15 protein-coding genes are annotated in these 19,597 nt (G+C 56.0%); 4 read left to right on the forward strand and 11 right to left on the reverse strand.

What is annotated here, in order from left to right:
- Positions 1–16: 16 nt before the first annotated feature.
- The 6 genes from GS646_RS21315 to GS646_RS21340 all read right to left on the reverse strand — a co-directional run bounded on the left by GS646_RS21315 (position 17) and on the right by GS646_RS21340 (position 7,587).
- The gene (locus GS646_RS21315) at positions 17–1,009 is read right to left on the reverse strand and encodes a GlxA family transcriptional regulator (protein ID WP_171648047.1); all 993 of its coding nucleotides are present in this window, start codon (positions 1,007–1,009) and stop codon (positions 17–19) included.
- A 53-nt stretch (positions 1,010–1,062) separates the two neighbouring features.
- Positions 1,063–2,319: an aminotransferase class V-fold PLP-dependent enzyme gene (locus tag GS646_RS21320; RefSeq protein WP_171187633.1), complete on the reverse strand. Its 1,257-nt coding sequence runs from the start codon at positions 2,317–2,319 to the stop codon at positions 1,063–1,065.
- Between the two features lie 19 nt (positions 2,320–2,338).
- Positions 2,339–3,352 carry a glutamate cyclase domain-containing protein gene (locus GS646_RS21325; protein ID WP_171187632.1) on the reverse strand — a complete coding sequence of 338 codons (1,014 nt, stop codon included), beginning with the start codon at positions 3,350–3,352 and terminating at the stop codon, positions 2,339–2,341.
- A complete protein-coding gene (locus GS646_RS21330; RefSeq protein ID WP_171187630.1) occupies positions 3,353–4,615 on the reverse strand; it encodes a selenocysteine synthase in 1,263 nt (420 codons plus the stop codon).
- Entirely contained in the window at positions 4,612–6,096 is a 1,485-nt protein-coding gene (locus GS646_RS21335; RefSeq protein ID WP_171187628.1) for an aldehyde dehydrogenase family protein, read from the reverse strand. Before GS646_RS21335 ends, GS646_RS21330 begins: the two co-directional genes overlap by 4 nt.
- A 114-nt stretch (positions 6,097–6,210) precedes the next feature.
- The gene (locus GS646_RS21340) at positions 6,211–7,587 is read right to left on the reverse strand and encodes an aminotransferase (protein WP_171187626.1); all 1,377 of its coding nucleotides are present in this window, start codon (positions 7,585–7,587) and stop codon (positions 6,211–6,213) included.
- A 106-nt stretch (positions 7,588–7,693) separates the two neighbouring features.
- On the opposite strand from GS646_RS21340, the gene GS646_RS21345 reads away from it, so the two are divergent.
- Positions 7,694–8,620 (forward strand): LysR family transcriptional regulator, encoded by a 927-nt coding sequence (locus tag GS646_RS21345; RefSeq protein ID WP_171187624.1) that lies wholly within the window; start codon positions 7,694–7,696, stop codon positions 8,618–8,620.
- A gap of 31 nt (positions 8,621–8,651) precedes the next feature.
- On the opposite strand, the gene GS646_RS21350 is transcribed toward GS646_RS21345, so the two are convergent.
- The 4 genes from GS646_RS21350 to GS646_RS21365 all read right to left on the reverse strand — a co-directional run bounded on the left by GS646_RS21350 (position 8,652) and on the right by GS646_RS21365 (position 13,826).
- A complete protein-coding gene (locus tag GS646_RS21350) occupies positions 8,652–9,758 on the reverse strand; it encodes a Hint domain-containing protein (RefSeq protein ID WP_171187622.1) in 1,107 nt (368 codons plus the stop codon).
- A gap of 140 nt (positions 9,759–9,898) precedes the next feature.
- A complete protein-coding gene (locus GS646_RS21355; RefSeq protein WP_171187620.1) occupies positions 9,899–11,692 on the reverse strand; it encodes a cobalamin-dependent protein in 1,794 nt (597 codons plus the stop codon).
- An 86-nt stretch (positions 11,693–11,778) separates the two neighbouring features.
- Positions 11,779–13,038, reverse strand: coding sequence for a Xaa-Pro peptidase family protein (locus GS646_RS21360; protein WP_171648045.1), 1,260 nt, complete (start codon positions 13,036–13,038; stop codon positions 11,779–11,781).
- The gene (locus GS646_RS21365; RefSeq protein ID WP_171648043.1) at positions 13,035–13,826 is read right to left on the reverse strand and encodes a 2OG-Fe(II) oxygenase; all 792 of its coding nucleotides are present in this window, start codon (positions 13,824–13,826) and stop codon (positions 13,035–13,037) included. Before GS646_RS21365 ends, GS646_RS21360 begins: the two co-directional genes overlap by 4 nt.
- 79 nt (positions 13,827–13,905) lie before the next feature.
- On the opposite strand from GS646_RS21365, the gene GS646_RS21370 reads away from it, so the two are divergent.
- The gene (locus GS646_RS21370) at positions 13,906–14,814 is read left to right on the forward strand and encodes a LysR family transcriptional regulator (RefSeq protein ID WP_171648041.1); all 909 of its coding nucleotides are present in this window, start codon (positions 13,906–13,908) and stop codon (positions 14,812–14,814) included.
- A gap of 442 nt (positions 14,815–15,256) precedes the next feature.
- Positions 15,257–16,210 (forward strand): hypothetical protein, encoded by a 954-nt coding sequence (locus tag GS646_RS21375; RefSeq protein ID WP_171648039.1) that lies wholly within the window; start codon positions 15,257–15,259, stop codon positions 16,208–16,210.
- A gap of 185 nt (positions 16,211–16,395) precedes the next feature.
- Here the strand turns inward: GS646_RS21375 and GS646_RS21380 are convergent, their stop codons facing one another.
- A complete protein-coding gene (locus GS646_RS21380; protein WP_171648038.1) occupies positions 16,396–17,637 on the reverse strand; it encodes a Xaa-Pro peptidase family protein in 1,242 nt (413 codons plus the stop codon).
- A gap of 628 nt (positions 17,638–18,265) precedes the next feature.
- Here GS646_RS21380 and GS646_RS21385 point away from each other — a divergent pair.
- Positions 18,266–19,594 carry an MATE family efflux transporter gene (locus GS646_RS21385; protein WP_171187610.1) on the forward strand — a complete coding sequence of 443 codons (1,329 nt, stop codon included), beginning with the start codon at positions 18,266–18,268 and terminating at the stop codon, positions 19,592–19,594.
- Positions 19,595–19,597: the final 3 nt, after the last annotated feature.

Raw genomic sequence — 19,597 nt, forward strand, 5'->3', positions numbered from 1 at the left:
CCATTAGATGTTGGCCCTAAGGCGCGCTCTGCTCGATATGAGGTGAGATTCCGAATTGCCTGCGATACAGCTTTGAAAAATGACCGGCAGAGGAAAAGCCGCATGCGACGGCGACGTCGATCACGCTCATATGGGTCTGTTGCAACAGCACGCGTGCTCTGTCCAACCGCAGGTTCGTCATATAGGTTTTAGGCGTACATCCCAGATAACGCCCAAACAGACGCTCCAGTTGGCGCGTAGATATTCCGACTTTCTGTGCAAGCATGGATGTAGGGAGAGGATCTTCCAGACTGTCTTGGATCACCGCGACCGCCCTTGAGAGTTTTTCGTTCCTATGCTGCAATCTGCAACGGTCAGTCATAGTTTGACGGCTATCGCCCGGTCGCACCGACGCGCACAGCAGGTCGTCCGCAACACGGTTCGAAATCGCCGTACCCGCTGTTTGCCGAATTAAGGCTAGAAACAGATCAAGCGTCGCAGCCCCGCCGGCGCTGGACAGGAAATTGGCTTCTTCTTCATAGATTGTGCAGACAGGATCCAGTTTCAGGAAGGTTTCCTCAAAAACCGGCTGCAAGCGCCAATGCGCGCAGATCTTGCCTTTTTGCGCCAATCCGATGAGGGCCAGATAAAGCGCTCCCCCACCCAAGCCACAAAGCCGAGCCTCCTGCCGTGTGGCCTTTCGAAGCCAGGCATTGATCCTTTCCGATGTTGGTCCCTTCTGGGTGTCGATGGAGGCGCATACAACAATGCAATCGCCGTTCTGGACCGCTGGCAGTGCGCCCTCAACCGCGATGTTCATACCCGCTGATGACACCACTGGGGCGCCGTCTTCGCTGACAATCTTCCAACGGAACAAAATTTGCTCTGCCGCTTTGTTGGCGGCGGCCAATGCGTCAACGCCAGAGCCCAGATCAAGTGCCGAAAACCCCGGCATTGCAAGGAAGATGAAGCGCTTCAGTTCAACCGGGCAACCCCGGCTTACTTTGAACTCTGAATCGAAGTGCCCCATCCTGATCATCCTGCCTTGCGGAAACGTTTCAGTTCCGTTGATGTGCGGGACCGTCAGTCGCCACCCAGCTCATTTACCGCAGCGAGAAGACGAGCGATTTCCTGTTCTGTGTTGTAGTGGCAAAACGAAATGCGGATACAGTCCGGCAGACCCAACGGTGTCAGAACATTACCCGAATAGTGGTCCGCTTTGCGGGTGTGGGTGCGGATGCCTTGCTGGTTCAGTACTTCAACTACGTCTTCCGAGGCTTTGTCTTTGACCACGATAGAAACCAACCCCTCGCGCGCCGGGTTTTCTGCCCCTGCCAAAATGGTCACGTGATCCATGTCGCGTAGTCCCGGCAGGTTGCCTGTGCCGTTTATTGCAGTGTTGGTCAGATGCGTTTCATAGGCGTGAATAGCGTGACCTGCGGCCTCGATCCGCTTGCGAGGGTCGGTTTCATCCGAAACTTCGCCACCCAGCCAATCGAAATACGAAACCACGTCCGATACTGTCGCGTAAGACCCGGTGTCGCGGGTACCGAACTCCCACCCTGTGGCGGGTGCGTCGATCAGCATATCATGCGGCAGCGCGCTTAGCTTGTCAGAGATCCAGGCAATGCCATAGCCATGGCGCGAGAAAACTTTGTAGGGCGAGATCGCGTAGCCATCGACATTATACGCATCCAGGTCCAGTTGCCCGTGTGCCGCGTGCTGGATGCCATCAACAACAATCAAACAGTCCGGCGCAACCGCCCGAATGGCCGCAGAAATTGCAGCGACATCCATACCCATGCCCGTGACGGGTGACGCATGCAGGATCGTCGCCACGGCCACATCCGGAGTCATAAGTGCGGCATAGTCCTGAGGTGTTACCAGACCTGTTTCATTGTCATGGGGCACGTTGACATAGTCCAGACCTGCGATCTCAGCCCAACGTCGCGCGGCACTGCGGGTAGCGGGGTGCTCGATGGACGACCCGATCACCTTGGACCCTTTTGGCGCGGCCAAGCAGGCCGTGCGGATCATGCGGAACAACAGTTCCGTCCCGCTTTCCCCGGCAAAGAACTGACCAGACGAGGCGTTCATGAACACGGCCAGATCTTGCTTGGCCTTGTTGATGACGCCCTGGGTGCCCTGCCCCGCTGGGTTGATACGGCCCGGATTGTCCGGGATCGCTGCATAAAAGGCCGAGGTTTCCGCGACTGATTTCAGCGTCAACGCACCACCTGCGTTCTCGAAAAAGATCCGTTCACCTTGAAACGGGCAGGAATCGACATGCGCGAACCGGTTACGGATTGCTTCGATGAGGGCGGGATTGTCTTGGATCATTGTTCAGTCCTGTAAGTTTTCAGAGCGCGCGGCTCACGATCGTGCGGCAAAGCTCGGCCACCGCGATATGGCTTTGGCGTGGGAAACCGTCGACACTGTCATCGACGATCCCGTGAGTTGAGTTGATCAGGCCGCTGGCGACCATCGTTTCTAGCAATAGGGCCTCTCGGTCTGGTGTGTGCAGCAGTTTCGCGTCACCCGCACGAGCGGCCATTGCTGCGGCAATTGCAGTGCAGCCCCAGTTTGAACAAGCGGCTGTCACCAGCACATCACAGCTGGTCACTGCCCCAATGCCACCGCCGCATCCGCATTGGCATTTATCTCCGTACGGTACGTGTGCCTTGACGTGGTCGGCGACTTTGCCCATGCCAATCTCGTTGCCGCCATCTCCGACTGCGACAACAGGAATACCGCGCTCCAAAGCCAGATCGAACAGGAAATCAACACGCGCACGACCCATTCCATAGTCGATACCGCGCATGGAATGATAAACACCGAATTCATTGCGCCCAACCCGTTCTGTCGAGAACAGAAGGTCGGGTTTCAGGTCTGACAGCAGCATTTCTGCCTGCGCCTGCCCGCCCGCGTCATCGGTCGCGTATGGCAACATGACAATCGTGGCCAGGCTTTTGTCAGCCTTGGCAATCGCCGCCTGTTCCAGCGTCACCGGAAACAACCCCGCTGCCTGACAGGTTTTGCGAATTGCAGGCAGCAGAGTTTCTTCGCACAACATCACGCAGGTCACGTTCCGCGCCAGCACCAAAGCCCTTGCAATCGCCGCCGCACCCGAGGGGCCATCGTTTTCGCCCAAATCCGGCGTGATCCAAGCGCGCGAGACCGAACCGGTGGTCAACACAACCGTTCCACCCTCGGGCACCGCCATCAGTGCTTCCGCTGCCGCACCGATCAACGAGCGACCTTCCAGCGCACGTGCGGCCTCGAACAGGTGCTCGACGCCACGCTCGCCCATGTCGATATTCACCAACTGGTCCAGCCGGGTGTCCAGCCGGGTGATCAGAGTCGTATCGGCCATTCACATGTCTCCAAACAGTGTTGCCGCGAACCATGTTTTGTCGTTCAAATTCTGCGCCGTCTGGCGCATTGCCGACATCAAACAGTCAGCCACCGCCACTGCGCCTCCGGCGCGGGCCACGGCACCAGATGTTGGTTTCAACCGGATCGAAACACGCCCGCCGGGTTGACCATGTGTATTGACCGTCACAATGCCTTTGTCACGCAACATCAACATACCAATCGCGGCCGTAACTTCGGCAGGGACGACATTGACCTTTTCGAATCCAGCCATGCCAAGAACGATTTCCATCGCGTCTTGTTCGTCAATTTTCGGGCCCAGCGCTGATCGCGTTACCTGACCTTTCCCCAATGCGGCTTCCAACGCATCGGCCAGGTCGTGCCCATCCTGTGCCTCTTGCAGCAACAGGTCCGGAGTGAACCCCTGTAAACTGCGCATTGCACCAACAGCAACGGGCGCGCGGGCTTCCATGCCCAATTCGCTGGCTTTGGCCTGCACGGGGACCAACACAACCGGGTCGCCACAAAGAACTCCGGCACGCGGGCCGGACAAACCTGCCTTGTCCGCATTGGTGATGACCAGATCGGCCCCAAAGGAAAGCGACGCCCCACCGCCATGCAGAACAGGGCGGAACCGCGCCCCGTAAGCGTCGTCAAGGAACGTGACGCAGCCCGCATTTTTGCCTGCCGCCACCGCGTCGCGGATCAGGTCATCGCACAGCATGGACAGCTCTGAAGTGACAGGCGTGATCACAAACAACGCAGGGCTGTCCTCGGCTAACGCCTGTTTGACAGACTCCAGATCGTGAACTTCACGGACCTGCACATTGGCCAGCCGCGCTCCGCGCAGAACCGAGGCATGGCTCCGGTCACCTTTTGCAACCAATGACAACACCGGCTTGCCTGTGGCATGCGCCAATACAGTTGCAACGATCCCGGCGCTTGTACGGTTCACCACCGCTGCAGCTTCGTGCCCCTGCCCACCCATATGAGCTATTGCGGCTTGGCGCAGTTCTTCGCCAAAAAGGCCGGGACCGATCCATTCTTCGCACAGCAGGCTCAGATCGCCCGGGGTTGCTGGGTAGAAGCGCAGGTTTCCAGTGCAGATGGCGATCTTGTCGATACCTTCGCGTGCTACGAAATCCGCGGCGACGCGACCGGCCTGCGCGAGTCTGCGCACCTCATCCGCCGAGCCTTGCAGCAGCGCCCCCCGGGCGTATCCCACACCCGGATCAATGGTATTGCCGAAGCGATCCGTGCTCACGCGCCACCCTCGATATTGATGGTGACACATTTGCGGTAAGTATAGGCCTCAAGTGCGCCTTCGATCGAGTATTCGCTGCCCATGCCCGATTGCTTGGTGCCGCCATAAGACATACCGGGGATTTGCCCGCCGCCCTGATTGACCTGTATCCAACCCGCATCGATGGCACGCGTCAGGCGCGTGATGCGGCTGACATCATGAGTGAATAGAAACGCGGCCAGCCCGTAATGGGTGTCATTGGCCATGGCGATGACTTCTTCTTCCGTCTCGAAGGGGATGGCGACCATAACCGGGCCGAACACCTCTTCCCGCGCGATGCGCCAATTGTTGTCGACGCCGGTGATGATGGTCGGGTTGGGACAGAAGCCGGCCGGATCCTCAGCCGGAGTTTCCCCGATCAGGAAAGTGGCCCCTTCGGCTTCGGCTTCGGCCACATAGGCGCGGATCTCGCCATAGCGTTCAGCGTTCACGACCGCGCCCATATCTACATCCGGATCCAGCGCGTCGCCCACATTCAGTGCGGCGGATTTCTCGGCAACCTTGGGCATCAGCTCGTCCCAGATATCCTTGTGCACAAACAGCCGTGAACCCGCGGTGCAGCTTTGACCCTGACGGGCAAAGCGCATGGCATTCGCCACCTGCTGCGCTGTGCTGTCCAGACGACCATCGGCAATGGCGTCTGGGAAGACGATTGTGGGGGATTTACCGCCCAGTTCCAGAGTCAGCTTGGCGATGCGATCAGCCGTGGCCCTGCCGATCAGTTTGCCAACCTCGCTTGAGCCGGTAAAGGACACCTTGTCGATGCCCGTATGCGAAGCAAGTGCTGCGCCTGCTTCTTCACCCAGTCCCGTCACAACATTGAAGACGCCAGGCGGGAACAGACCATCCGCAAGTTCAGCCAGTTTCAGGATAGCCAGCGGTGCGTCTTCGGCCGGTTTCAGCACCAGACAATTCCCGGTCGCCAGTGCCATCGAAATCTTCACCGCCCCCAACTGCAAAGGAGAGTTCCAGGGGATGATCGACCCGACAACCCCATGCGGTTCGCGCGTGGAATAACTGAGTAATCCAGGCCCAAGCGGCAGAGTCTCGCCTTTTTGTTCAACCGCCACGCCGCCGTAATATTTGAGAACACCGGCAGCCCCCATCGCCTCGCCGCGCGATTGCGTCTTGATGGCGTTACCGGACTCTGCCGCCAAGACACGGGCCACCTCTTCAGCGTTTTCTTCCAGGCGACGTCCGAGTTCGGTGAGCAGTTTTCCACGCTCACTCGCAGCCAAAGCGCGCCACGCTGGCAACGCGGCACGGGCGGCGGCGACAGCCAAATCGACCTCGGTTGACGTGCCGCGACCAACTTCGCAGATCGGCGCACGGCGCGAGGGGTTTTCGATCTCGAGTCGCCCTTCAGGCCAATGCCAAGCCCCGTTGATATAGTTTCCAGCCAAACCCGCATCGGGCAGTTTCGGTTCCAGCGGTGTTGTCATCCCTGTTCTCCTTGGCAGGCTGGGGCAATTCAAAATAAGGCGCGCCGCCGAAAGTTGGGAGAGCCGGCGGCGCAGAGATCAGGCGAGAGCAAATGCCCAACCTCAATAACGTAATCAGGTTTTGGCGCGCACCACAGCCCAGGCATCGTCCAACGCGCCTTTGAACCGCTCTGTTGCGATATCGATCTCATCCTCGTTGATAATCAGCGGCGGCATAAAGCTCATTCGATCACCGATTGCTCGCAGATAGAGGCCCCGATCATGGGCAAAGTTCTGCACAAGTTCACCGACTTTCCAAGAGGGATCGAACGGTTCACGGGCTTTAGCGTCTTTCATAAGCTCAAAGCCGCAGAACAGGCCGACACCGCGCACCTCGGCGACCAGCGGATGGTCTGCCATGGCGTGGCATTTTTCCAGGAACCGTGTCGAGACTTTGCGGACGTGGCCCACCAGATCCATTTCATCGTAAATGTCCAAAGCCTCAAGCCCAACGGCAGCGCCAACCGGGTGACCGGCGTATGTGTACCCGTGACCAAAAGTACCGACCTCATCCGAGTTTTTCATCATGTCGGCATACATCTCGTCCTTGAACATCAGGGCAGAGATTGGGAAAAACGCGGCCGAAAGCGCCTTGGCGCAAGAGATCATGTCAGGCTCCAGCCCCCAGGTCTGAGAACCCCACATATTGCCGGTTCGACCAAAGCCGCAAACCACCTCGTCAGCCAGAAACTTGATGTCATACTTGCGCAGAACCGCCTGCATTTCCTTCCAGTAGCCTTCAGGCGGCATCAGCGCGCCGCCACCGGAAATGGCGGGCTCGGCGAAGAAAGCTGCAACAGTTTCAGGACCTTCCGCCAGAATCAGCTCTTCGAATTTTGCAGCCATCCGGGCCGAGAACTCTTCTTCGCTCTCGCCATCTATGTGGAAGCGATAATAGTTCGGCAGCTCGGTATGCTTGAACTCGGGCAGCGGCAGACCGAATTTGGCGTGCATATGTGGCTGACCGGACAGCGAAACCGTAGCGATTGTGTTGCCGTGGTAACCCCGCACCCGCCCAATGATCTTGCGGCGGTTCGGCTCGCCTTTGGCAGTGTTGGTGTACCACAACAGTTTGATTGCGGTGTCGTTCGCCTCGGACCCCGAACACTGGAACATCACCCGGTCCATATCAACCGGAGCCATACCAATCAGACGCTCACCCAACTCCGCAACCCGTGGATGTGAACGATTGTAGAATGTGGGCGCAAAAGGCAGCACATCCATTTGCCGCTTTGCCGCGTTTGACAGACGTTCGTTGTGGTAACCCAGCGACACGCACCCCAGCCCGGAAAAACCATCGATGATCTCGCGCCCTTCGCTGTCATAGATGAAAACCCCCTTACCATGAGTGATCATCGTCGGGCCGTTCTCGGCATGTTGGCGCAGATTAGACTGAGGATGGACGTGATGGGCCTTGTCCTGTTCGATCGCGCGTCGGGCGTCAACGTTCATGGGGGATGCTCCAAAAGAAAACCTGGCGGGACTTCACCTTGTTATTGACTGAATTTCAATTTCGAAGTTTTTTGGTTTTTGTGAATTTTTTTCAGGCTAGAAACACATGAAACCGCTGCTTGACCTGCGCCACCTGCAACTGATCCAAGCCATCAACGAAACGGGTCGGATCACCGATGCCGCCAAGAAACTGGGGGTGACGCCATCGGCCCTTTCGCACCGTCTGCGCGAGGCCGAGCGCCGCCTTGACGTGCCCCTTTTCACCCGAATGCACAAGAAACTGCGTCGCACACCGGCGGCGGACTATATGGCAATCGTGGCCGAACGCATCCTGACCGACCTTAGCCGTGCAGAAGAAGACGTGCGGCGCATGAACGCCAACGTCCAGCATGTGGTGCGTCTGTCGGTCGAAGCTTACAGCAACTATCGCTGGTTGCCTTCTTTCATCAAATATATGAAATCGCGCACCGACGGGATCGATATCCAGATCATGGCGGGCGCACGTAGCGATCCGCTGACCGGTCTTTTGAACCGGCATCTGGACATTGCGATTACTTCGGGCACGGTTTCGCAAGCGGGGCTCAGCAGCATCAAACTGTTCGATGACCCCCTGCTTTACATCATGCCACCGTCGCACCGACTGGCCGAGCGTGCATATGTCGAAGGCTCAGATATCGTAGGAGAGCCCTTTATCACTTATACAAAGATCCCAGAACCCGACCGGGAATTTGCATTGCTGTTCCGCCCGACGGACAGTTACCCGAAATGGGCTGCAACCGTTGAACTGCCCGAGGCAATTGTCGAGTTGGTCGCCTCGGATCTGGGCACAAGCGTGCTGTCCAACTGGGCGCTGCAATCCGCGCTGAAAGAAGGTCGCATCGTTGGCGCGCAGGTCACTCAAGATGGCATCACTGTTCCCTGGCATGCCGTTTTGCGCTCGGAAGATTTGGAGGAAGGTGATCCGATTCATCAGATCGCAGAATTATTGTCTGAATGGTGTGGCTTACCGGGCTGTGGGTTTCACATAACCTGAACCCTAAGGTCAAAGTCTGGCTAAACCGCAGCTACAGGATTGTTCCAGGCGCAGACATGAGAGGTTTTTCGTTTTTCAGGTGGCGGTCTATCAGTTTCCGCTGTTGCTTGCCCGTAGGTATGAACCCGGCAGGCTCTGGCAACACGTCTGTCTGCGTCAGTTCCGGGAAAAGCGCGATGATCTCTTCCCGTGCCGCGTCGCTGATCGCTTTCAGCGCTTCGGGTCCGGTAAACAAACTCTCGGACGGCGTGCCTTCCGCGAAGACAATCTCGTGTCGATCAAACAGTAAATGGAAATACTCGACCTCCCGAACCGACTTGTCCACGTAAATCCCCGGAAGGCTTGTCAACTTGATTGCCGGAACAAGAACCTCTGAGACACCAAACATGCGGCTGGCAATGGTCGAGCAAACCAGCATTCGGTGTTGCCGGGACACCAACAAATCCCGCTGCGGAAAGCCATTTCCAAGCGAACCGGCCAGAATTCGAACCGGGTAAAGTTTGGAATTGGTCCGAAGCTCTGCCTCTTCAACACGCCGCCTGCCGATCCACCGTAACGGCTGTGGGCCATGGTCCCGCGTTAGAACAAGGTCCGACAAAGTGATCTGTTCGATTTGCTTTGGTCCGGTTGTCGTTGCGATCCACGTGGACCGGGTAAAGCACGGCACAAGTGTGTTTTCGTTGATCGGCGGGCGGCCCCCAGATCCCGGGCCTTCTGCTGCCGAAATAACCTCAAGCGGTACCCCGCGCGGTGGGAAAGAGCCGACAAAAGCCACGCCTTCGGTGGTTCCGAACGAAGGAGACGAGCTAACAATGTTGACACCAAGTACCTGATAGGTTTGACCGGTGCTGTTGTCGCGCAGCGTAATGACGTATTCGGCCTCAATACGCGTTCCATCGGAATAGGTGGTGCCATCAAATACCTGATCGCCGTTTAAACGCTGGTTCCCGTCGTTGTCGTCAAAATTGACGTCTGAACCACCGTCTGACACGTTCAGATCGGTCAATGGGCCAGTGCCGATCGTAATAAACTCGCCGACAAGGTTGGACCCATCACCCTGGCTGAAGCCACTCAGGCTTTCACCCCCGGTGATCAAAACCTGGCTGGCACCCAATGCATGTACGATATAGTCGGCCATGTGCCTGCTATTCCTGTTCAGCCCTCGTTTACAGGCTAATGGATATGCGGACCCTTGCAAACATATCCACAGGGCGATCCTTAACGAGTGTTACCTATTGGTCGTTGTTTCGCCTGACGCCGAGAGGAACGCGGTGATCATTACGCCTGATCTGACCTGCTGCTGGCCAGCACAGAGCGCAGCGCTTCGGCGGCGGCCTCCAGATCAGCGCAGACTATGACACCGATTTTGGTTAATCGGTCAGAGACATCCACTGGCAGGCTTGTATTGCTGCCGTCGGGTATTTCATTCAACCGGCCACCAATTAAAACCGGCACGTCAAGCCCGGCTTCTTTCAGCTTGTGCAGCAGGGATTTGGAATAGCGCAGCGCCACGCCATTATAAGTGCTGAGCGCGATGGCGTCGACAGAGCTTTGCCTGACCAATGCCACTACATCATCCGGGTCGCTGGAGACGCCGCCATCTTCAACATCAAAACCTGCTTTGGTGAACACCAGATCCAGAAGCATTTTTCCATGTTCGTGCACATCGGTGGTAGCCGTCAGAATACGCGCAGGCGATTCAGCCAGACGGGCCATTGCCTGACCGGCGTCAGATGCCAGAAAGCGCGCGGCTTCTTCCTCTAGTTCGCGATATGTTGTGGCACTTACGATGGGAATTCTGCGCCGCGGTGCATCAGGCCTTTGCGCGCCTCCGCCAAAGGTCTGTTCCAAGGCACGCCCACCGATACGGCGCAGAGCCAACAGCATCTGGAACGGATCGTTAGTGTCGATGCCACCTTGCGACAATCCCGCAAGAACCCGATCTGCAAAACGATGACCCTCTCGCAAGAGCGTGTTGCTGATCCGGTCAATCTCGGCCGTGTCAAACAGCGGCAGATACCCCTCTGCCAACTCGGTCAATCTGCGCAGATGACATTGCGCATCGCAGATCTCGGTCACGTCGGGGATGCGTTCATTCTCACTCACCGGAACCGGATTCAAAGCGTGCCCGCTTGGGCGCAGCCGCTGCGCCACAATGTCGGGTAAAAGATATGAGGACAGCCCCGCATAGTTTTCAGCATGTGATCCCTTGTACAGCACCGTTGCACCGTAAATCTGCGATCCCGGCACTCCATCACTGATCTGTGCCAAAGCATGTTGAAAGGCCATCCGCGTCAAAGGTTCAGTGAAATGGTGGCCATAACACACTGCGTAAGGCGCACCGATCAGCCCCGTCACAATGTGTTTTTCAAGCAGCGCCTGACCCAGAACCGATGTTAAATCCTCGAAAACCGCAGCATACCCGTCGTCCAGATTGGAGTGCACCAATACCGGCACCGGCTGAGCGGCAATCAGGCCAAGCGCCTGAACCGTCGCTTGTGTGGTCTCTACGTCATTATCGTATTCCGGCAAACGAAACGTGAAATATTGCCCCAGATTGCCGATCGTCGTGGCCCCGGCCGCCAGCGCGGCGCATGTGTTTTCAAGGGCTGCCGGAAAGCCCAGCATGAAGTCACCAAAGTGCATTGCCGCTGGGCTGGCCTGTGTCAGACGTGCAAAGGCATCTGCGTCATTCAAAATGACCCCGGTCCCGCGCGTATTTTCCGTTCGTTGATGTCTTGGAAATCCCATCGACCAATCCAGGCACATGCCGAACCGATCAACCCGCGCACCGCGTCCGAGGCAACTGTCGTAAACCCTTTGGATGGCATCGACGCTATGTGATAAATCGCGAAACCCCAGATGTGCGTGCTGCATCACCCGCCCGGATTGGATCATCGCCTTTTTATAGTCAATTTCGTTCCTATAGCCGGCCGACGCCTGAAACGCGCTTGTGCCGACTTTCCAGTCCGACACCATTTTTTTGCCAGCGTTCAACAGATCTGTACCACTGATCAAACCCTGCTCTGGAAGCAGCGTTGCTCTGTCGATTCTCAGGTTTGGTTCGCTCATTTCGCCACAATGGCCAATCCAAGGCTACAGGCAAGGCCATTTCAAACGGTAATCCAAGCCTGTCCTGGTTTGGATTGGGAACACGCCTAGACACTTTCCCAAGGGAAACTGTCGAGCCGCTCAATCCCTATTTCGGTCACCAGAACTTGCGTTTCCAGTTTCACGCTTTCCGACCCGTTTTCGCCGACAAGGCTTTCGACACAAACAACCATCCCTGGTTCAATAAATCCAGACATGGCCGTCTCATCGAAATCTATGTGCAAAGGGATGACGGGCCATTCATCCGCCATGCCCACGCCATGCACAGCAAGCGAATACCGATAATCGACATGCCGATCCGGGATACGCCAGCTTTTTTCGTTAAACTCAGCATAGCTCACACCCGGCTTCAGCACGTCAAGGTTATGGTTGATCTGCTCTAAAGCCGTCGCATAGATCCGCCGCTGCGTATCCGCCATGGGCGTGTACCCGCAAGTCCAGCTGCGGCTGAGGTCCGCGCAATAGCCATAAGGACCGACCATATCCGTATCGAACGAGATCATTTCCCCCGGTTGGCAAACCCTATCCGAACACTCCTTGTACCAAGGGTTGGTATTCGGCCCACAGGTCAAAAGCTTGGTTTCGAGCCAATCACCGCCCGAACGCGCGTTTTCAAAATGCAGATGACCCCAAAGCTCGCGCTCGGTCAAGCCCGGCACTGAATGATCATATATGCGCGCCATTCCGGCTTCGCAGACCCGAATGGTCCAGCGCATCAACTCGATTTCCTCTGGGGATTTGATCGACCGGGCGCGTTCCGTCAATTCGGCCCCTTCGACATAGGTTAACCCTCGCTCCTGCAGCGCGTGCAATCCCGGGCCGTCCAGCTTATCTGCCGCAAAGCGCTTGTTGCCACCCCCATGCTGACCGAGCACATCGGCTATTTCATCGGCCCAGGTTTCGACCCCGGCGGAGGCTTTGTCGCCCTTGGTCATAAACATCCACGACACAGCAGTTCGGATTTCGTCTATTCCCGGCAGGCCTTCGTTCAAATGTTCGCAGCCTTTGAACTCCCACAGGATCGCAGGACCACCTGCCAGGATCATCGCATACCGGACCGGATTGTGGCTGGTCCATACCTGCATATTCGAGCTGTCGAACGCATACCGAATGTTGATCGGGTCATAAAGCAACAAGCCTGCCACATCATGCTCTGCCATTTGTTCGCGCAACCGTGTCAACCGATAGGCGCGGGCCTTGTCCAACGTGGTTTGTGATACCGGGCTGATCAGCGCCTTGTCCGCCCCGTCGCTGTTCAAATATGTCAGCTTGCGGTCATCTTTGAAGGCGTTGCGCGCCCGCGTCATGACACGGATCGACCATAAAAACCGATTTGTTCCTCAGCCGAGAAAGCGACGCCTGGTGTCTCGTAGAAGGAAAAAATCGCGATCACGCGTTCCGTGTCGCCTTTTACCGGCACCACGCGGTGCGGTGTGTTCACCCCGCGAAAAACGTTCAGCGCACCCGGCGCAGGCATGATCCGTTTGATTTCCGGATCCTTGCCAGCCAGAACAGCGGCCACGCCTTCATAGTTCTGGTCATCCGGTGTGCGCAGATCCTTGCGATACTCAAGCTCACCACCCACCTCCGGCGCCTGCAGCAGGATCGTGGTGGTAAATTCTGAGCGGTCGAAATGCCAGTTCAACCCTTCGCCATCCCGCGTCGCCTGCACGTTTACTCGGGCCATCGGGTCGTCCATTTGATAAAGCCGTTCCTTGCCCATAGTTTCGGCCAGAAAGTCCGCGAAGGGCTGCCATTCATACACTTCGATCACGGGGTTACCCTCTAGCTGATCGGCGCAGAGCGTGTGATTGACCGTCTGCGATTTGATCATCGCGGGGTGATTGTCATCGATACCGGGCATTTCGTCCTTGAAGTAGACGTTGTGTTTGCGCGCATGCCGGAATGAGGCCGTTTCCATAGCGGGTTTCGCCTTGTCTGCCGCCTGCTGCGCAACCCCGGCTCTGAAAAACCCCGGCAGATTAAACATGCCATCAGAAGCCAGATCTGCCCGGCACTTTTCTACCAACTTCGCGTATTCTGGACTGTCAGGCCGATCCAACGGGTAAGTTTCAAGATCAAGCAGATGATTCATGGCGTCCTCCTTTACAGCATTGAAATTCAATCTATGACAAAGACAACCAGAAAAATTATTGGGTATCATAAGATTTACTATGGGCTACAGTGACTCCCTTCCGCCTCTGACAGCATTGCGGGCCTTCGAAGCCGCCGCACGATGCGGCAGCTTCGTGTTGGCCGGGAAAGAACTGGGCGTCAGTTCGGCCGCCGTCAGCCTGCAGATCAAAACGCTCGAGGATCACCTGGGCAAAAGACTGTTTGTCAGAAAGGGCAATCGGATTTCACTGACGGATGCAGGTGAAATGATGTATCCCAAACTCGCCCGCGCTTTTGAGGAAATGTCTGACGCAGCCCGTATTGTGCAAAACGCGACACGTCCCAGACAATTAGTGATCAGCGTGCTACCGGCATTGGCAGAGCTTTGGTTTCTACCCAAGGCAGTCACATTTTCCGAAGAAACCGGAATACCGCTGGATATCCGCGTGCAGGAAGACCCAATCGATTTTGAACGTGAAGCCATCGACATTCGCCTGACCTATGGCTCGACGCTCTATCCAGGCTACCGGGAAGCAAGCCTGTTTTGGGATGTTGCGATACCGGTCTGCGCCCCTTCGTTCCAAGAGGCATATCCGAACATGGATGAATCCTTGTCACATATCCCCGACAGCAAGCTCATTCACAACAAATGGGGCCCCAGTTATGCCAGCGAACCACTCTGGTCGGATTGGAGACAGCAAGCCGGATCTGATGCGACACAGTTTTCCCATGCAGGTTTAACGATCAACGATCTGACGCTTGCCATCTCTGCCGCAAAAAGAGGAGCTGGCATCGCCCTGGTTCCATCCGTTTTGGCAAAAACCGATCTCGCATCCGGATTGCTCGTGACGCCTTCGCGGCATGCCCTGAAAATGAAAAAGGACTACGTTTGCGTGATGCCGCATGCTCGATCCGAAACCTCTGCCATCCGCCAATTCAGTGCGCACCTCGCACTTGATTGGGATTGAGAGAACAACCGACCGCAACGAAACACCCGAAAACACAGCGCCGCAGCGTTCTTGCGATTGGATGGACGGCGAGACGCTTTGCAGGGTGCCGTACTCGTAATTTCTTTTGATGCGAGACAACAGGACCCTGCTAATCTGTCCAAAATCGCCCTGTCGCAGATCTCTGTCTATTTTGGGGAAATGGCGAATGAAGTACTGACACTTTCAGATTAGAGGCGAACTTTATTGATTTATCTGGACGGTTTGGGGAAAGTGGTCGAGGAGTAAGTTGATGCGTGTAGGTCATCCCAATAGCCACAGTCAAACTTTGGGACGGAAACCCGCGCCCTTTTTGCGGGTCATCATCATTCTTTCACTCTTTTGTTTTGGTTTTTTCGGGTCTCGTTCAGCGTTGGCCTGCCAAGTTTGCGTCACCTTGCCTGAGGCTTCTCTGGCGGATCATTTGATTACCGCCGACGTCGTCGTTCTGGCCGCACCTGCGCCGGGTAATCCGTTCAAATTCGTGCCAAAGCGACAGATAAAAGGGGCACAGACCGACCTTGAAAGAACTCCTGACATCCCTTTCCTTGTAGATAGCAGGACACGCGCTGCCTTCCGCGCAAATCCCTCGATGACGGTCCTGATGACGTTCGGAACCGTTACCAAGGATGGCGCAGGGCGCGGCGTTTCACGCAAATGGACGCGGATTTTCAATCTGACCCCAGAGCGTGAAGAATTTTTGAATGCCCTTTGGGCGGAGAAAAATCTTTGGCCGGGTGGAAAGTCCGCATCCGGCGCGCGCGTTGCGTTTTTTGCACGATACCTTTCACACAAGGATCAGGTGTTAAGAGACACCGCCCTGATAGAAATCGACCGGGTGCCGTACAGCAGTATCCAGATATTGCGAAATACGGTCGCCGCAGACAATCTGTTGCGTGAGTTTGACAGCCTCGGTCGGTTGAGCTTCGTTCCGGTTGCGATCCGACTATTGGGTTTGCAGCACAACGATGAAAAGGCCAAACGCATTGTTCGGTCTCGATACCCCGGGTCTATTCTTCGAAGCTCTGGCTATGCGTATGATTGGGCGCTGGCTGGCATAGCCGTAGATGGGCCAACAGCAGTAGATGCCATTGGCTCGGCTTTGCAGGCCGCAAACGTCAAACAAGACCACAAAGAATCCCTCATTCGCGCATTGACAGATTCTGGTACTGTGTCGCCTGGCCTAAGGGATCAGATCATTCCAATCTTCTCTCGCGAACTGGCCCAGGACAGCCAGACGGCCATGGAGATTGCAATTGCCATGCGCAATTGGGATGAGACACGCTTGGACGCCCAGCTCGGCAAATTGCTTCACATGGAAGACATTGATCCGGTCACGCAATTCATCATCCAAACCAAACTTTCTTCAAAGGACTGAAGTTCATCACAGCTGACAGAGGGGGTTCTCTGATCGGTTCTGCGTTTTGTGTTGGCGGTGCATGCCTCTTGATTTTACCGGAAGCCAACACATCTACGCGCCAATTTCAATGCAGTTGGTCGAAGACGTTTTTCCGCCTCTCACGTCTCCCTTCGCGAAGCCTTCTACACCAATACAGATATGGTTTAATCGAGCAACTCTTCCTCGAAAGGATAACTGGAAAGCAGCTCAAAACCATTGTCGGTTATGAGTACCTGTTCTTCCAGCTTGACCCCATCACGCTCGCCTACGGCGCCTACATAGCTTTCAACTGTCAGCACCATGCCGGCCTCGACCTCACCGTCATAAGGGTTCAGCCCCGAGTGATATGGGATGATCTTCGGGTATTCGTCACACATACCGACCCCGTGAAAGATGCAGGGATAGGCTTGTTTCTGAAAGGGTTCCGGGATTTCAAACGACTGCTTCTGCAATTCGTGAAAGGTTATCCCGGGACGCAAAAGCGCCATATTGTGCTGCACCTCGTCATAGGCAATCTGATAGATTTCCTTCTGCCGGGCGGTGGGCTTGGCAGGTCCGCAATGGAACGTGCGCGAGACGTCACAGAAGTAGCCCATCGGACCAACCATATCGGTGTCAAATCCAACCAGATCCCCGGATTCAATCACCCGCTGGGTCGCCTCTTGCAGCCAAGGGTTGGTGCGCGGGCCAGAACACAGCATCCGCCCGTCATGCCATCCGCCCTGGTTTGCCAGATTTGTGTAATTCAAAATGCCCCAAAGCTGGGTTTCGGTCACGCCAGGACGCAAAGCCTCCTTCATCTTCGCCATTCCCAGCTCTGCCACCGCCACTGACCACTTGATACATTCAATCTCGTCAGGAGATTTTATCAACCGGGCGCTTTCAGTCAGTGTCACACCGTCAACCACCTCAAGACCGCGCTGCAGACAAGCCTGAGTAACAGACGGGTTCACATATTCAATCGCGACGCGCCGATTGTCAGACCCGATTTCTTCGAGGTAACCGTGCAGACGATCAGCCAACCTGCGTGCATTATCCGCCAGGTTGGGGCCCGCATCAAAAAACGCGATAAAGTCCGCCGGTTCCTCTCGGCCTATCAGACGACTGTTACCATAACCTCCGAACACAATGGTCGGTCCGTCCTGCGCCATGAAAAGATAGGTTGTGGGTACTCGCGACTGATACAGCTGATAGGAATCGTAATTCGCGGCGTATTGCATACTAAGCGGGTTCACGATGACCAGCGCCGCCACGTCCTGCAGCTTCATCTGTTCCCGAATCCGACCTGTTCGGTACTCAAGAAGCCGCTCCAAATCGATGTCTGGCAGTTCGCGGAACTGACGTAGATCACTCCAGTTGTCATCCAAAACCATCGTGTCCGGGCGCTGTGGCACAGTATTTTGCATTGGTGAGGGTCTCATCACTAAAAAGCACGTCGCGCAGGCAGGATTGAGCAAAGTTTTTCGAAAAAACTATCAATTCTGCGCCAAGTTTTTGTCGCGTTCACTCTCAACCAGCATTCGAATTTCTAAACTGATTTGTCCTTTTCGATCATTCCAGACCAGGACCGAACCCGGCACGTTTAACCCTAGAAGACAGTTGTTCCGTTGATGCAGTTCAAAAATACCGCGCGCAGCAGACATTCCGCATTGACCAGAACGACCAAGGCGATGCTTTCACTGGTTTAAACCGCGTCAATGGCAGCATGCTCGGCTACGACATGTCCGCTCGACGCGTTGGATATCGACAACTCAAACAAAGATTGCCCCACTCCTCCCAGGAAAACTCTCTTGTGCGGGTGCCCTGCTCTTGGCCGATGTGAACGAGTGGAAATTCAGTCAACGCGTTAGGATACCAGACTTCAACCCTCTGGACGCGGTTCAACTTATCCCATAGAACCACGTGCAACGCATCGTCCAGAAAAGGACCAAGTTCATGATTCATCCGTCGCTGGGCTGAACGCCCCAAATCATCCAGAGCAAAAAACGCTCGATCTTGCGACTTTGAGGCCGGACCGAATCCGGTGTTTGAATCATGACAGACCATATCCTTGTGTCCCAGGCGCAAACGCGCGCTGAGTTGTTGCCGCTGATCAAGTTAGCCGTTCCTTTGATGGTGGGACTTGCCGCAGCGCTTTTGATCGGTGTTGTCGATACCGCGATGATCTCACCCCTTGGAACTGTGCCTTTGGCGGCAGCTGGAGTGACCACTGCGGTTTTGATCATTCTGATCTCTGCCCTTTGGGGCGTCGTAACAGCGCTTTCAGTTCAGATCAGTCAGGCAGAGGGTGCCCAGGACCCAAAAAAGGTCGCCCTCGCATTACGTGGCGGGCTTTTGCTTTGTTTGCTGGGCGGTGGGCTTGCGGCCCTTCTCATGATGGCTCTTTACCCTCTTTTAGGTCTTTTGGGTCAACCAACGGAAGTTCTTGAGATCCTTTTGCCCTATTGGATGTCAATGGCGGTCTGGATCATCCCATTCACCTTGTTCTTTGGCCTCAAGGCACTTTTCGATGCGGTGGGACGGCCCTGGACGGCAGTGGGCCTGTCCTATCTCGGCGTGCTCATCAACGTGCCGGCCAACTACACCCTGATCCATATTCTGGACCTCGGAATTCTAGGCGCAGGTCTGGCCAGTATTCTTTCACAATGCGTGTCTCTGATTGCTGCTCTTGTTGTTCTTAAACGGGCCCCGGGATTGGCTGCGTTTCGTCAACGGGTTCAGGTTGTCTGGGCCGATGCTTGGGCGCAGGCCAAAGACGCCCTGCCGCTTTGTCTTGGTTATGCAGGCGAAGGCGGCGCATACGCCGTGGTTGGTCTGATGATGGGGTGGCTTGGTGCCGAAGCCCTTGCGGCACATCAGATTGTCAACGCACTGGCAGGACTGGCTTACATGATTCCGCTTGGAATGGCTGGCGCGGCCTCCATCCGCGTGGGCCTTGCAGTGGGGGCTTGCGATACCTCACGGCTGCGACCAATCCTGAAAGCTTCGTTTGTCATGGTGACCCTCTGGCAGGCGATTGCAGCAATCGTGTTCATAACCGCTGGTCGAATGATGGCGGAATCCATGTCCGACGATCCTGCGGTGGTCGATCTTGCAGTCACTCTGTTCTTTATCGTCGCGCTATTGCAGGTCGCCGATGGTGTTCAGGGTACTGCGCTTGGTGCGTTAAGGGGCATGTCTGACATGAACTTGCCTACTGTCATCACACTGACCGCGTATTGGCCACTTGCCCTGCCAGCAAGCTATGCCCTCGGCTTCGTTTTTGATTATGGTGCCATGGGTGTTTGGATAGGGTATACGATCGGTTTGGTCGTCGCGGCGGTTGCGTTACCCATTCGATTTTGGTCGCTGACCAAAGCGTGACAG

It is taken from the genome of Ruegeria sp. HKCCD4315 (assembly GCF_013112245.1).
Lineage (GTDB): Bacteria > Pseudomonadota > Alphaproteobacteria > Rhodobacterales > Rhodobacteraceae > Ruegeria.